Raw genomic sequence first — 15,387 nt, forward strand, 5'->3', positions numbered from 1 at the left:
TGCGGAACGGGTAGTGGCACAGGATCAGGTGCCGCCCGTCGAGTCGCAGCTCCGCATAGGCCTGCACCGAGGCCCAGCCGGGCGCCGCCAGCGTGTCCGGCCCGTCATTGTTGCCGCTGATCAGGTGCTTGCGGCCGTGCAGCCGCTCCAGCAGCGCCGCAATCGCCTCGGCCTTCGGGCCCAGCGCGAAGTCGCCGATATGCCAGACCTCGTCTTCCGGCCCCACCGTCTCGTTCCAGCGGGAGACCAGCGCCGCATCATGCTCCGGAATGCTGGCGAAGGGCCGCCGGTCGATTCGCAGCACGCGCGGATCGCCGAAATGGGTGTCGCTGGTGAAGAAGATGGTCATCCCGGATCCTAGCCCGCGGGCTCGCCGCCGTCAGCGCAGCCCGGACAGCAGCGCGCCGATCCGGTTGCCGGCGGCGGCGAGCTGGCCGCGGCTCACGGCCTGGACCTGGTCGAGATAGCCGTCCGGCAGCACCGTGGCGCTGGCTTGCGAGGCGCCCGCATCCAGGCCCCCGCGCTGGTAGACGATCTCATAGGCCAGCACCCGGCTGTGCGCCACCCAGCGGGTGAAGGCCGTGTCCGGGTCCGGCAGTAGCGGCTGCGCCTCCGCCGGATAGTCCCGCTCTAGCTCGGCCGCGAGGTCATCCGGGCTGGCGCGGTTGAGCCCGTCCGGACGGCCGGCGGCATCCCAGATCCGGTGCAGCCGTTCCGGCGCCGCATCCGCGGTCTTGCGCACCCAGGCCCAGTTGCCGCCGGCATCGGTCAGCGGGAAGCGTCCCGACATCCACAGCGCCGCATGCAGCGGTTGGTGCATGTCGCCGACGATGTGGATCAACCAGCACAGCGCGATCGCCCGGTCCGAGGCCGCGGCCTGCGGGTCGCGCGCGATCGCCAGGTTGTGGTGGAAGGCGGATTGCGCGTTGCCGAAGGAGAAGGGCAGCAGGATCTGCACGATCGACACGACCTTCTGGCTGTAGTGCCAGCTATCATGGTCATACGGCCCGCGCCGCACCACGTCGGGCCACACCGCCATCAGCTCGAACAGCCGGCGGTCCCGGGCGCGGCCGGCCAGGGTGCCGAGCTGGCTGTCGAAGCCGGCCCGGTCCGGGTGCGCCTGCATCAACTGCACGATGGTGGCGATCGCCTGCGGGTCCTGGCGCTCCAGGAAGTCGAAGGCGAGGTCGCCGGTGACCATGTGCCCTTCCGGAAACCAGGCCGCGGCGCGCTGCTGGGCGAACAGCCCCAGCAGCAGCATCGCGCCCAAAGCGGCGGTTCGGCAGGCGCGGGTCAGACGGATCGCACGGTCTCGCATCCGGGGCCTCTTCCTGTTTCCCCCGATGACGTTGTGCCGGCCGGGCCTCCTGTCGAGTCTCCCGCGCGAAATCGTCCGACCTGGACAGGTTGGGCTGGCGGCGTCAGCCCGCTTTGGCGCAGTCTCTAGCCAACCTGGGGCGGCCTGTCAGGCCGTCCCCTGGCATCATTGTGCGCATCAATTCGCATCGAAGATATTCAAGGGCGATGACCAGCATGACCCATGATCTCCAGTTCTACATCGACGGCGCCTGGGTGGATCCGGTCGTGCCGGCCAGGATCGACGTGATCAATCCGGCGACGGAGGAGGCGTTCACCGCCATCTCCGCCGGGTCGGCCGCCGATGTCGACAAGGCCGTCGCCGCCGCCCGCGCGGCCTTCCCCGCCTTCTCCCAGACCAGCAAGGCGGACCGGCTGGCGCTGCTGCGCCGAGTGCTGGACGCCTACAACGCGCGCGCCGAGGACATCGCCCAGGCGGTGTCGCAGGAGATGGGCGCGCCGCTCAGCTTCGCCCGGTCGGCCCAGGTCTGGGCGGGGCGGGTGCATCTGGAAGCGACGATCAAGGCGCTCGAGGAATACGAGTTCGAGGAGCAGCGCGGCAGCACCCGCGTGGTGAAGGAGGCGATTGGCGTCGTCGGCCTGATCACGCCGTGGAACTGGCCGCTGAACCAGATCGTCTGCAAGGTGGCGCCGGCGCTGGCCGCGGGCTGCACCATGGTGCTGAAGCCCAGCGAGATCGCGCCGGTCAGCGGCATCATCTTCGCCGAGATCATGGTGACGGCAGGGGTGCCGAAGGGCGTGTTCAACCTGGTCAACGGCAACGGGCCGGATGTCGGCCAGGTGATCGCCTCGCATCCGGAAGTCGACATGGTGTCGTTCACCGGCTCGACCCGGGCCGGCATCATCGTCGCCAAGGCCGCGGCCGACACGGTCAAGCGCGTTGCCCAGGAACTCGGCGGCAAATCCCCCAACATCATCCTGTCCGACGCCGATTTCGAAAGCGCGGTGACGCAGGGCGTCGGCGCCTGCTTCGCCAACAGCGGCCAGTCCTGCGACGCGCCGACCCGGATGTTCGTCCCGGCCGCGCGGCATGACGAGGCGCTGGCCATCGCCAAGGCGGCGGCGGAGACGCACAAGGTCGGCGACCCCCGGTCCGACGACACCGTGCTGGGCCCGGTGGTCAGCCAGGTGCAGTACGACAAGATCCAGCGCCTGATCGAAGCCGGCATCAGCGAGGGCGCCACCCTGGTCACCGGCGGCCCCGGCCGGCCCGAGGGGCTGAACCGCGGCTATTACGTCCGGCCGACCGTGTTCGGCCATGTCCGGCACGGCATGACCATCTCGACCGAGGAGATCTTCGGGCCGGTGCTGTCGATCCTGCCCTATGAGGATGAGGACGAGGCCATCCGCAACGCCAACGACACGGTCTACGGCCTGGCCGCCTACATCCAGTCGCAGGACATCGCCCATGCCCGCCGGGTCGCGGCCCGGCTGCGGGCCGGCACGATCAACCTGAACTATCCCGACTGGGACACCCACGCCCCGTTCGGCGGCTACAAGCAGTCGGGCAACGGCCGGGAATATGCCGATTGGGCCATCCACGACTTCCTGGAGATCAAGGGCATCGTCGGCTACGGCACGGCGGACTGAGCCAGGGGCCGTCTGTCTCGGGGGCTATTCCCCCGGGACAGGCGGCGCCGGCTCGTCGCGGGCGCCGACGAAGCGGCCGAACACGCGGCCCAGGACGCCGTGCAGGTCGTCCATCACGGTGAATACCGCCGGCACGAACACCAGGCTGAGCACGGTCGAGGTGATCAGGCCGCCGATCACCACCGACGCCATGGGTGAGCGGAAGGCGCCGCCTTCGCCCATGCCGATGGCCGACGGCACCATGCCGGCGATCATCGCCACCGTGGTCATCACCACCGGCCTGGCCCGCTTGCGGCCGGCCTCGAACAGCGCCTCGGTGCGCGTCGCACCCTGCGCCATCGCCTCGATCGCGAAATCGACCAGCAGGATGGCGTTCTTGGTGACGATGCCCAGCAGCATCAGGATGCCGATCACGACCGGCAGGCTGATGGGATAGCCGGTCACCAGCAACGCCAGGAAGGCGCCGCCGATCGACAGCGGCAGTGACACCAGGATGGTGACGGGCTGGGCGATGTCGGCGAACAGCAGCACCAGCACGGCGAAGACCATCAGCACGCCGGCGGCCATCGCCAGGGAGAAGCCGGAGAACACCTCCTGCATGATCTCGGCATCGCCGAACGGCCGGATGCTGATGCCCGGCGGCAGGTTGCGCACCGATGGCAGCGCCAGCACCTGGGCCATCGCCTCGCCCAGTGGCGTCTTGCCGATCAGGTCGCCTTCGATGGAAATGCGGCGCTGGCGATCGTAGCGGTCGATGGTGGTGGCGCCCTCGCCGAAACCGATGGTGGCGACCGAGGTCAGCGGCACCTTGGCGCCGGTGGCGGTCGGCACCCGCAGCGTCTCGAAGGTGGCCAGCTTGCCGCGCGCCGTCTCGGCGATCTGCACCCGGATCGGCACCTGCCGGTCGCCGGACGAGAATTTGGCGAGGTTGGCGGAGACGTCGCCCAGTGTCGCGATCCGAACCGTCTCGGCGATCTGCGCCACCGAGACGCCCAGCGCCGCGGCCTCGGCCAGGCGCGGGATGATCCGGATCTCCGGCCGGTCGATCGCCGCGGTCGACACGGCATTGGCCAGCACCGGCACCCGGTCGCGGATCTCGCGCTCGATCTCCACCGCCGCATGCTCCAGCACCGTCGAATCATTGCCGGACAGCAGCAGGGTGAATTCGCGGGCGCCGCCGGCGCTGAAGCTGAAGCGCAGATCGGGCTCGGCCGCGACCAGCGCCCGCATCCGACTCTCCCATGCCTTCTGGTCCAGGCTGCGTTCCGACCGCGGCACCAGGGTCGCGACCAGCGTCGCTTGCCGGACCTCGCTGTTGGCGATGTCGAGCGGGTTCAGGCCGGCGCCGCCGACCACGGCATAGACGCTGCTGACCTCCGGCTGCTGCCGCAGCAGCGTGGCCAAGCGGTCCGCCACGGCCTGGGTGTCCTCCAGCGTCGATCCCGGCGGCAGCTCGATCGACAGGGACGAGCGCGAGATGTCGTTGTTCGGCAGCAGGCCGGTCGGGAACAGACTGGCCAGCGCGACCGAGGCGACGAAGATGGCCAGGCCCAGCGCGATGGTCCGGCCGCGATGGTGGATCGACCAGTCCAGCAGGCGCAGGTAGAAGCGCATCGCCAGGCCGTCGCTGGGATCCGCATGGGCCTTGTCGCGCATCAGATAGGCCGCCATCAGCGGCGTGACCAGCCGGGCCACCAGCAGCGAGAAGGTGACGGCGACGGCCACGGTGATGCCGAACTGCTTGAAATACTGGCCGGCGATGCCGCCCATGAAGCTGACCGGCAGGAACACCGCGACGATGGTCATGGTGGTGGCGACCACCGCCAGCCCGATCTCGTCCGCTGCCTGGATCGCGGCGCGGTAGGGCGACTTGCCCATGCGCATGTGGCGGACGATGTTCTCGATCTCGACGATGGCATCGTCGACCAGGACGCCGGTCGCCAGCGTGATCGCCAGCAGGCTGATCGAGTTCAGCGAAAAGCCCAGCGCCTCCATCACCGCGAAGGTTGGCAGCACCGACAGCGGGATGGCGAAGGCCGAGATGATCGTCGCCCGGAAGTCGCGCAGGAACAGGAACACGACGATGATCGCCAGGATCGCGCCCTCGAGCAGCGTCTCCATCGTCATGCTGTAATCGGCGCGGGTGTAGCGGACCAGGTTGTCGATCTCGGTGATCGACAGCTCCGGGTTCTCCTCGGTCAGCGCCTTCAGCCGCACGGCGGCGGCATCGGCGACGGTGACATCGGAAAAGCCCTTCGACCGGTACAGGCTGAAGGCGACCACCGGCTTGCCGTCGACCCGGGCGAAGGTGCGCGGCTCCGCACCGCCATCGGTGACGGTGGCCAGGTCCTGCAGCAGCGCCTGGCGGCCGCCGGACAGGCTGATCCGCCGCTGCGCCAGGTCGGCCACCGTGGCGGCGCCCGCCAGGGTGCGGATCGACTGCTCCTGTACCCCGACCGTGCCGCGGCCGCCGGCCAGGTCGATGTTGCTGGCGCGCAACTGGTCGTTGACCTCCGACGCGGTGATGCCCAGCGCCGCCAGCCGGTCGGGCTTCAGCGCCACCCGGATCTCGCGGTCGACGCCGCCGATGCGCTTGACCTGGGCAATGCCCGGCACGCCCTGCATCGCCCGCACCACCGTGTCGTCGACGAACCAGGACAGCTGCTCGACGCTCATCGACGGGATCGCCGCGGCATAGGTCAGGATCGGCAGGCCGGCGACGTCGATGCGCTGGATCACCGGCTCCTCGATGCTCTGCGGCAGCGAGGACCGGATCTTGGCGATGGCGTCGCGGACGTCGTTGACGGCCCGGTCGGTCGGCGTCTCCAGCACGAACTCGACCATGGTGACCGACACGCCGTCGGACAGGGCGGAGGTGACGTGCTTGACCCCCGTCAGCCCGGCGACCGCGTCCTCGACCAGCCGGGCCACCTGGGTCTCCAGCTCGCTCGGCGCTGCGCCGGCCTGGGCGATGGTGACGGTCACCACGGGCACGTCGATGTTCGGCAACTGCGTCACCGGTAGCGACCGGAAGCTGACGAAGCCGAGGACGATCAGGACGGCGAACAGGACCAGCGGCGGGATCGGCTTGCGGATCGACCACGCGGAGATGTTGAGCGCCATGTCAGCCAGCCTTGGCGGCGGAGGCGACCGGCGGCTGCACCGGGGCGATGTGGTCGCCCTGGCGCAGGAAGCTGCCGGCGCGCAACACCACCGTTTCGCCCTCGGCCAGGCCGTGGCGGATCTCGACCCTCCCGTCGCCGACGAAGCCGATCTCGACCGGCCGCCGGTTCACCACATTCTGGCTGACGGATTGGACATAGGCGCCGTCGGTGCTGAAGAACACGGCCGACAGCGGCACGGTCAGGGCCCGCCTTCGGCCGATCTCGATCGACCCCTGGGCGAAGACGCCGGGCCGCAGCCCGGCTTCGGCCGGCAGGGTGACGGCGACGCGGCCCAGGCGGCTGGTGGCGTCGACCGTCGGGTCGACCAGCCGCACCATGCCGCGGATCGGCTGGGCCATGCCGGTCAGCTGCAGCTCCGCCGCCTGGCCGATCTTCACCCGCGGCATGCCGGATTCCGTGACCTCGGCCAGGAACTCGACCTCGCCGTCGCGGATCAGCCGGAACAGAGGCGGGCTGGACAGGCCGACCACGGCGCCGATGCGGGCCTGCCGCTCCGACAGCACGCCGGCGACGGGCGCCTTGATCTCGGCCCGGGCGATGCGCAGCGCGATCTCGTCCCGCTGGGCTTCGGCCAGGCTCTTGTCGGCCGCGGCGGACAGGGCGGTCTGCTGCGCCGCGACGATGCGGGCGACGGTGACCTTGGCGTCGGTCTCTCGCGCCTGCAGCTGCTCGACCGAAGTGTTGCCGGACGCGCGCAGCGTCTGCGCCCGCTCCAGCGACGACTGGGACTGGGCGGCGGTGGCCTGCGCCTCGTCGATCGAGGCCTGGGCCTGCTGCATCGCGGCCTCGGCCTTGGCGATGTTGGCCTCGCTCTGCGCCAGCTGGGCATCGAGCTGGGCGTGGTCCAGCCGGGCCAGCACCTGGCCGGAGCTGACCCGGTCGCCGACATCGGCGTCGATCTCCATGATGCGCAGCCCGTCGACCTCGGCCCCGACCAGCACCTCCTCGCGTGCCGCCAGGGTGCCGGTCACGGACAGCGCCTCGACCACCTCATGCATCTCCGCCTGGGCGACCGAGGTGGCCGGGGCGGGGGTTGCGGGGCCGACGCTGTCGGCACGGTCGGACGCCAGGATGCGCCAGCCGCCGGCGACCACCGACACGGCAGCCACCCCGGCCAGCAGCAGCAGGCCGAGCCAGCGGGGACGACGGAAACGGATCATGACCATGTCTCTTGCTCAAACGGGTACGCGTTGGGCCTGCGGTGCTGCGGCCAGGGCGGCGTCGCGCCGGCCGGCGGCGAAACCTTCGACGATCTCGGCAATCTGCCGGCGGGCGTCGTAGCGAGCGAAATCGGCCTGCAGCGCCCGCGCCCGGCGACGATAGCGCGGGTCGGCCAGCACGGCGCGCACCGCATCGCGCAGCTGCTCCGGCCGCGGATGGCCGGTGCCGAGATTGATGCCCGCGCCGCTCCAGGCGACCCGGGTCGCAATCTCCGGCTTCTCCTCGGTGTCGCCGGCGACCACCATCGGGACGCCGAGGCTGAGAGCGAAGTTGACCGACCCATAGCCGCCATTGGTGACCAGCACATCGACCTTCGGCAACAGCCGCTCATACGGCACAAACGCCGCCGCGCGCGCATTCTCCGGCAAGGTGACCGGGATCGCTTCGACCGGCGGGCCGCCGGTGGTGGCGATCACCAGGGCGTCTTCCCCGGCCAGCCCGGTCAGGGTCGGGCCGATCAGCTGGCCGAAATCCTCGTTCGCCAGAGTCCCCTGAGTCACCAGCACGACCGGCCGGCCGCCGTCCAGCTCGCCCCACCAGTCCGGCGGGGTGAAGCTTTGGGTCGGCGGCGCCAGCAGCGGGCCGACGAAGCGGATGGTCTCCGGCAGGTCGCTGCGCGGATATTCGAAGGATTCGGCGGTGAGCTGCAGGTAGAGGTCGGGCAGCGTCCCCAGGGCATCGAACAGGAACTCCGGCAGCTTGCGGCAGCCGAGGCCGGCCAGGATGTCGTTGAAATCCTGCTGCATGCCGGCGTGCAGCGCCTGCATGTTCCTGTGCATGGCGATGTTGCGCGCCCGCCCTTCCGGGGTGGAGGAAGGCGGCAGGCCCGAGGTGAAGAAGGCGGTGTCGACGCTGGTCAGGCCCAGCGCGGTGACGCCGATCGCGACCAGCGGTGGCCGCGGCTGGCGGCGGTCCAGCAGGATCGGCAGCATGCCGCAGAACATGGTGTCGACGATCAGCGCATCGGCCGGAAAGTCGCGCAGGATGTCGCGCAGCCCGGCGGCCTGCTCACCCATGATGTCGCCATGGAAGCGCTTCATGGTGTAGCGCAGCAGGGCCGGTCCGAACGGGATCTCGTGCCGCTCCGGCGCCAGCTCGTCCAGCCGGCGGTAATCGTGGTCGATGGCGGCACGGAAGGGCACGAAGCGCGCGCCCGTCGCCTCCGCCTTGTCGCGGAAGATGCTGCCGGTGTGGATCACCACCTCATGACCGCGGCCGGCCAGATGCTGCGCGATGGCGGCCAGTGGCGAGACATGGCCGGGGACGGGGGTGGCGGCGATCAGGAAGCGGGCCATGCTCGATCCTTCCGGCAGGCGGCGCGACCGCCGCCGCCCGGGCGTGCTGCAGGGGCCGTCACTCCGCGGCGACCGCGGTCTTGGGCGGCATCCAGGACTCCGCCGCCTCGGTCGTCTCCTGAATCTTCAGGTTGCGCAGGTAGCGCTCGATCAGATCGGGCCCGACTGGCGGGATGGCGCCGCCGATCTCGTCCATGCGGGAATGGGTGGCGTCGCAGGACAAGGGCGGCGGCACCACCGACGGGTCGAACTGGCCGAGGATCGAGACCACGGTGGCGAGGTCATGGTCATGGCTGTCCAGCAGGCTCAGCCGGGCCCGCTCCAGCCACGGCAGCAGGGCCATCGGCTCCAGCGCCAGCCCCATGCGCTCGAAGATCGGGGTCATGTCGCGCAGATGCACGGCGCCCTGGCTGACCAGGTGATAGACGCCGCCCCAGGGCTGGTCGCTGCGCGACAGCCGCAGCATGGCGCCGGCGATGTCGTCGGCCGGGGTCATCGCCAGGTGGATGTCGGGGATGGCGCCCAGCCGGGCCGAGGCCCGCACCACCCGCCAGATCATGTCGGCGTCGTTGCAGATCGCATGGCTGCGGTCGCCGGTGATCGCGCCCAGCCGGTACACCGACACCGGCAGCCCGCGCGCCTGCGCTTGCCGCGCCAGCGTGTCGCCGGCCCATTTGCTCTGGCTGTAGCCGCCGATCAGCCCCTGCCAGCTCGACAGGGCCGATGCCTCGGTCACCAGATCGGGGCCGCTGGACGGGTCGATCACCGACAGGGTCGAGACATAGTGCAGGCTCTTCGGCAGGCCGCCGGCGGTCCAGTCGATCAGCCGGCGCAGCGCCTCGACATTGGCCGCCTTCAGGGTGGAGTAGGGCTGCAGGAAGTCGACCACCGCGCCGCAATGGTAGATCGCGTCGCATTCGTCGCGGACGATCGAGACGCCGTCCGGGTCGAGGCCGAGATCCGGCGCACTCAGATCGCCCATCAGGATCTCGATCCGGCTGTCGTCCCACAGCTCGGACAGGCGGCGAGCGGCCAGGGTCCGCCGCAGCCGGGTCTTGGCCGCGCTCGGGCTCATCGCCCGCACCAGGCAGACGATGCGGGCATCGGTGTCGCGCAGCAGCGTGCCCAGCAGCTGGCTGCCGACGAAACCGGTGGCGCCGGTCAGGAACACCTGCTCGGCCTCGACCGGTGGCAGCGTCGCGGGCGCCTGGATGTGGTCGGCCAGCCGGGCGTCGCCGGCCAGATCCAGGGCGGCCAGCGACAGGCCTTCGCCGCGGGCCTGGTCGATCTTCTCCGCCAGCCCGGCGATGGTCGAGACCTCGAACACCACCGCCAGCGGCAGCTCGACCGTGAAGGTCGCCTTCACCCGGGCGATCAGCTGCGCCACCAGCATGGAATGGCCGCCGAGCTCGAAGAAATTGTCGTCGATGCCGACGCGCTCCAGCCCGAAGGTCTCGGCCCAGATCGCGGCCAGGGACGCCTCGGTCGACGTGCGCGGCGCGACATAGCCGGCGGCGGATTGCCGTTCCGGCACCGGCAGCGCCTTGCGGTCGAGCTTGCCGCTGGGGGTCAGCGGCAGGGCGTCCAGCGCGGTGAAGGTCGCCGGCACCATGTGGTCGGGCAGGTTCCGGGTCAGCTCGTGCCGCAGCGTCGCCGGGTCCAGCGTCGCCCCGGGCTCCAGCACGACATAGGCGGCCAGGTATTTGTCGCCGGGCTGGTCCTCGCGGGCGATCACCGCGGCCTGGGCGATGGCGCCGGAGCGGACCAGCGCCGCCTCGATCTCGCCGAGTTCGATGCGGAAGCCGCGCAGCTTGACCTGGTGATCGGCCCGGCCGAGGAAGTCCAGCGTGCCGTCCCGCCGCCAGCGGGCCAGGTCGCCGGTGCGGTACATCCGGCCGCCGGGCGCGCCGAAGGGATCGGCGACGAAGCGTTCGGCGGTCAGGTCCGGCCGGTCCAAATAGCCGCGGGCGACGCCGGCGCCGGCGACATACAGCTCGCCCGGCACGCCGATCGGGGCCGGCTGCAGGCCGGTGTCCAGGACATAGGCCTGGGTGTTGCGGATCGGCCGGCCGATCGGCGGGGCGGCCTGGCCGGACAGGGGGGCGCTCAGCGTCGCCACGATCGTGGTCTCGGTCGGGCCATAGGCGTTGATCATGCGCCGGCCCTTCGACCAGCGGCCGACCAGGTCCGGCGGGCAGGCGTCGCCGCCGACCAGCAGGGTGCGGAACGCTTCGTAGCGGCCGGCCGGCAGGCTGGCCAGCGCCACCGGCGGGATCAGGGCGTGGCTGACCGCGTGCCGGGTCAGCACATCGGCCAGGCGGTTGCCGACCAGCGGGCCCGGCGCCGGCACCACCAGGGCGGCGCCAGCCGGGAACGCCATCAGCAGCTCCATCACCGAGGCGTCGAAGCTGGCCGAGGCGAATTGCAGGACCCGCGACTCCGCGGTAATGGCGAAGCGCTCGACCTGCTCCTCGGCCAGGCTGGCGACGCCGGCATGGGGCACGATCACGCCCTTGGGCACGCCGGTCGAGCCGGAGGTGTAGATCACATAGGCGGCGTCGAACGGATCCAGCGGCCGGGTGCGGTCGGCATCGGTCGGGTTGCGGTCCGGCTGCCGCGCCAGGGCCGCCGCCATGTCCTCGGTGTCGAGCACCAGGCGGGGTGCTGTGCCGGTCAGGCCGGGATCGGTGGCGGCGTTGGTGACGATGCAGGCCGGCCGGGCATCGGCCAGCATGAAGCCGATGCGCTGCGACGGGTAATTCGGGTCGATCGGCAGATAGGCGGCGCCGGCCTTCAGCGCGGCCAGCACGCTGATGATGGTTTCGGCCGACCGGGGCAGGGCGACGGCGACGATCTTGCCGGGGCCGATGCCGCGGCCGATCAGGTGATGCGCCAGCCGGTTGGCCCGTGCGTTCAGCTCGGCATAGCTCAGGCCGCCATCGTCCAGGATCAGGGCGGGGGCCGCGGGCCGCAGGGCGGCCTGGGCCTCGAACAGCGCCGGGATGGTTGCGATGTCGACCGGGTGGTCCTGGCCGCTCCACTCCGCCAGGATCTGCAGCCGCTCGCCGGGGTCCAGGATGTCGATCTGGCCCAGGCACTGGCCGGGATCGCGGATGACGGATGCGATCAGCCGCAGCAGCCGCCGCTGATGCGCGGCCAGGTCGTCGCTGGTGTGGCGGGCCGGATTGGCGTCGAAGTCGATCAGCAGGTCGCGGCCGTCGCCACGGTCGTAGAAGAAGATGCCCAGGTCTTCGCCCGACCCGTTCGACATGTTCTTCGGCGTCACCGGGTGGCCGCCGAAGCGCAGGTCGTAATCGAACGGCTCGATGTTCACCATGGTGGTGAACAGGTGCTGGTTGTGCTGCTGCAGGTGCAGGTCCCGCCGCAGATCCTCGTAGCGGTATTGCTGGTGCCGCAGGCACTGGCGGACCTCGCGCGACACCTGCTGCAGCAGCGCCTCCATCGTCAGGTCCGGCGCCATCGCCAGGCGCAGCGGCACGATGTTGGCGGCCAGGCCGCCGACCTTGCGCATGGCGCGGCTGCTGCGGGCGGAGACGGGCAGGCCGACCACCAGATCGGCCTGGCCGGTGGCGCGGTAGAGATAGGCGGTGATAAGGGCGATCAGCATCTGCGGCAGGCTGACCCCGGCGGCCTGCGCCCGCTGCCGCAGGGTGGCGACGGTCTCGGCGCCCAGCCGGGTGCGCTGGCGCAGGAAGGTGCCGACCACGGTCGCGCGGCGGCTGCCGGCCTGCTGCGGCGACAGGGTCAGGGCCGGCGGCAGGTCGGCGAAGCGCTCGGTCCAGTACTCCCGGTCGCGGCGGAACCGGTCGGACCGGCGATAGGCGGCTTCTTCCTCGATCAGCAGGGTGAAGGAGGTCAGGGCGGTGTCCGGATCGGCCGGCCGGCCTTCGACCAGGGCGGTGTACAGCTCGGCGACGCGGCGAGCGAACAGCATCGAGGCAAAGGCGTCGCACTGGATGTGCGGGGCATTGTTGTAGAAGATGAAAGTGTCGGCCGCGATCTTGATGACGGCGGCCGAGGACAGCGGCCCGGCGGCCAGGTCGCGCGGGCGGACGACATCCGCGTCCATCCAGCGCCGCGCCGCTTCCCGCGCATCCGGCTCGCCGCTGAAATCGAGATGGCTCAGGGTGCCGTTATAGGCGCGGCCGATCACCTGGCGCGGGCCGTCCGGGTCGTCGATGAAGCTGACCCGCAGCGTGTCCTGTTCCTGCGTCGTTTGGCGCAGGGCCTGCATCAGCAGCCCGGCATCGACCGCGCCATGGATCTCGAGGGCCTCGGCCAGGTTGAACGCAGCCTGCGGCATGAATTTCTGCGCCAGCCACAGCCCCATCTGGGCGGTCGTCAGCGGCAGCGTGGCAGTGTCGAGGTCGATGCTGTCCATGGCTTGTCTCGCTCAACAAGACGAAGGGCGGCGCACAGGACGGAAGACTGCGGCCGCCGGGTCAGCGCCGCGCCACCAGCGACTTCGGGCGCAGATCCGTCCAATGGGTGTCGATGTAGTCCTGGCAGGACTGGCGATCGGCATCCTGATGCGCCACGGCCCAGCCACCGGGAACCGGGATGAAGGCCGGCCACAGCGAATGCTGCCCCTCGTCGTTGACGAGGACGTGGAATCGGCCGTCGGGATTGTCGAAGACGTTGGTCATATCCGTGCTCCTCGCCGCGGGTGGACCGACGGGGCGAAACGGTGGGCGTCGGCGTGATCGTCACCGCACCGGCATCGGATGCGCGCCGCGCACGGGCTTCGATCCGAAATCTTTCGGCCCGGACTCTTCTGGCGGCCGGCCGCGAAGTCGATGCCATCGGTGACGATCACCGTCATCACGCCCGTCCTCGCTGTCGCTCAATCGGATCGGGCCCGGCGTCCGGCAGGCGAACGTCTGGTCCGATATCACGGCTCTATAAGGTTCCAATCGGCCGAAGCTTGGGTGAAGCCCGAAGCAGCGGCGAGCTGTATAGGTTTACAGGTTTCGCTCAGGCATAAATGATGATGTCGTGCATCAGTCCCCGGGCGATGGCCTGGGGCAGCGTCGCCACCCCGAATTTCTGTTTGGCATTCTCGGTGTGGAACACCACCGTCCGCCGACTGATGCGCATGATTTCCGCGATGTCCGATGCGCTTTTGCCTTTTGCCGCCCATTGCAGGCAGTCGATCTCACGCGGGGTCAGCGACGGGCGCGCCTGCGGCTCCGGGTGGTCGTCCTGGCGCAGCTTGGCGTGCAGATGCAGCGCGATCAGATGCAGCGCATGCTGGTGCCGCTCGATGCGGCGCTGGAACTCCGGCTCGGTGCCGAATTCGGCCAGGGTCAGGCTGGAGGACTTGCCCTGGCGGTCGTGGATCGGGATGGTCAAGCCACACCGGATGCCGGCATCCGCGGCCTCCTCAAGAAAGGCCTTCTGCTTGCGGGTCTGCTGGTCCTTCAAGGATTCGAGCGTCCAGGCGAAGGGCAGCATGGTCCCGACGGCGCGGGCGATCACCGGGTCGACCCGGTCGTACCGGTTCTCGCTGTAGCGTTCGATCCAGGCGGCCGGATAGGTGGTCAGCATCGATGGCGCGTCGGCCTCTCCACCCGCTGGAAAACTGACATAGGCGAAGTGATTCAGACCATAGTCTTCGATCGTCTGCTCCAGCAGCTCGCCTATAGCTTGCCGGCTGCAACTGGACGGCAGGTGTAGGATGAAATTCTGAAAAATTTGATCCATATTATCCTCGCCTGCATCATGCTTCAGCTGGCTTTCCTCCCCTTTACAGAAAATTTTACTTTTATTTGTTTCGGCTTTATCCACCGCATTACAGTCCCCGTTACGTCGGACATGCTATTTGTATTTCATGACAGTCGCAAAGGCTGATTTGCATAAACACATATGAATTTGCGGCTGCGACAAGCCGCCACGGTTGCCATTTTCCGGCAACGGTCTCACCGACCGCACCTTTTCATCCGTCTCGGGCCGTGGAATCGACCCTCGGCACCGGCATGGGGCCGGCATCCCGGCGACTCGGTCGGCCTGTGTCGGTCCCAGTCAATCTGCATAACATAGCAGGTAGGCCTCGGGATTTTTGCTGGATAGGAAGATTATCGCAGATCATATCCTGGCATCGGCGAAAGAGACCGAGGCATCGGCCAAGGATCGGGTTGATAGATTCTTCCGATGTCGGAGAACAAATCTTTCAAAATCTCGTCTTCGTTTCAGGTGCCGATCGATGTTTGGCGGGCGATCTGGCTGCGATCTTCCGATCGCGGCGCTTCTGTAACATGGAGATGACCCAGATGAGCGACATCTTTGATTTCTCCGGCATCATCGGCGGCGTTCTCGCCGGGGTGGGCCAGGCGGTCGGCGGCGCGGTTGCCGGTGTCGGCAGCACGGTCGGCACCGCGGTCGGTGAAACGGGCCAGGCGGTCGGCGACGTCCTGACCGAGGTCGGCGGCGTCGTGGGCGGTGTGGTCGGTGACGTGGTCGGCGGCGCCACCACCGGCGTCGGCGCCGTTCTGAACGGCACCAGCCATGCCGTCGGCGACGTCGTCGCCGGTGTGGGCCAGGCGGTCGGCGGCGTGGCCGACGGCGTCGGCCACCTGGTCGGCGATCTGTTCGGCGGTCTTTTCGGCCACACCGACTTCCACCTCTGACCCGCTTCCGGCATGGGGGTGCCCTCCGCCCCCATGCCGATCGGTCAGGGGAAGGGGCGGCTGAGGAAGGGC

10 protein-coding genes are annotated in these 15,387 nt (G+C 69.6%); 2 read left to right on the forward strand and 8 right to left on the reverse strand.

The genetic code is table 11. From position 1 onward, the window contains the following. Both AC3XYG_RS02110 and AC3XYG_RS02115 read right to left on the reverse strand, forming a co-directional pair. On the reverse strand, window positions 1-349 hold a 349-nt coding region (locus tag AC3XYG_RS02110; protein ID WP_489138161.1), incomplete at its 3' end, for a metallophosphoesterase family protein. 30 nt (window positions 350-379) lie between these two features. Beyond that, window positions 380-1,318: a S1/P1 nuclease gene (locus AC3XYG_RS02115; RefSeq protein WP_489138162.1), complete on the reverse strand. Its 939-nt coding sequence runs from the start codon at window positions 1,316-1,318 to the stop codon at window positions 380-382. A 215-nt stretch (window positions 1,319-1,533) separates the two neighbouring features. Here AC3XYG_RS02115 and AC3XYG_RS02120 point away from each other — a divergent pair, with 215 nt between their 5' ends. Beyond that, window positions 1,534-2,967, forward strand: coding sequence for an aldehyde dehydrogenase family protein (locus tag AC3XYG_RS02120; RefSeq protein WP_489138163.1), 1,434 nt, complete (start codon window positions 1,534-1,536; stop codon window positions 2,965-2,967). Window positions 2,968-2,991: 24 nt separating this feature from the next. On the opposite strand, the gene AC3XYG_RS02125 is transcribed toward AC3XYG_RS02120, so the two are convergent. The 6 genes from AC3XYG_RS02125 to AC3XYG_RS02150 form a co-directional block, all read right to left on the reverse strand. Further along, window positions 2,992-6,090, reverse strand: coding sequence for an efflux RND transporter permease subunit (locus AC3XYG_RS02125; protein WP_489138164.1), 3,099 nt, complete (start codon window positions 6,088-6,090; stop codon window positions 2,992-2,994). 1 nt (window position 6,091) lies between these two features. Continuing rightward, entirely contained in the window at window positions 6,092-7,312 is a 1,221-nt protein-coding gene (locus tag AC3XYG_RS02130) for an efflux RND transporter periplasmic adaptor subunit (protein WP_489138165.1), read from the reverse strand. A gap of 15 nt (window positions 7,313-7,327) precedes the next feature. After that, window positions 7,328-8,668, reverse strand: coding sequence for a glycosyltransferase (locus AC3XYG_RS02135; protein WP_489138166.1), 1,341 nt, complete (start codon window positions 8,666-8,668; stop codon window positions 7,328-7,330). 58 nt (window positions 8,669-8,726) lie between these two features. Continuing rightward, window positions 8,727-13,070 carry a non-ribosomal peptide synthetase gene (locus tag AC3XYG_RS02140; protein ID WP_489138167.1) on the reverse strand — a complete coding sequence of 1,448 codons (4,344 nt, stop codon included), beginning with the start codon at window positions 13,068-13,070 and terminating at the stop codon, window positions 8,727-8,729. A 61-nt stretch (window positions 13,071-13,131) separates the two neighbouring features. Continuing rightward, window positions 13,132-13,335 (reverse strand): MbtH family protein, encoded by a 204-nt coding sequence (locus tag AC3XYG_RS02145; RefSeq protein ID WP_489138168.1) that lies wholly within the window; start codon window positions 13,333-13,335, stop codon window positions 13,132-13,134. A 328-nt stretch (window positions 13,336-13,663) separates the two neighbouring features. Continuing rightward, window positions 13,664-14,476, reverse strand: a complete 813-nt coding sequence (locus tag AC3XYG_RS02150; RefSeq protein ID WP_489138169.1) for a helix-turn-helix transcriptional regulator — start codon at window positions 14,474-14,476, stop codon at window positions 13,664-13,666. Window positions 14,477-14,958: 482 nt separating this feature from the next. Between AC3XYG_RS02150 and AC3XYG_RS02155 the strand changes: the two genes are divergently transcribed. Further along, entirely contained in the window at window positions 14,959-15,315 is a 357-nt protein-coding gene (locus AC3XYG_RS02155) for a hypothetical protein (RefSeq protein WP_489138170.1), read from the forward strand. Window positions 15,316-15,387 lie beyond the last annotated feature (72 nt).

The sequence above is a fragment of the Inquilinus sp. genome (assembly GCF_057815775.1).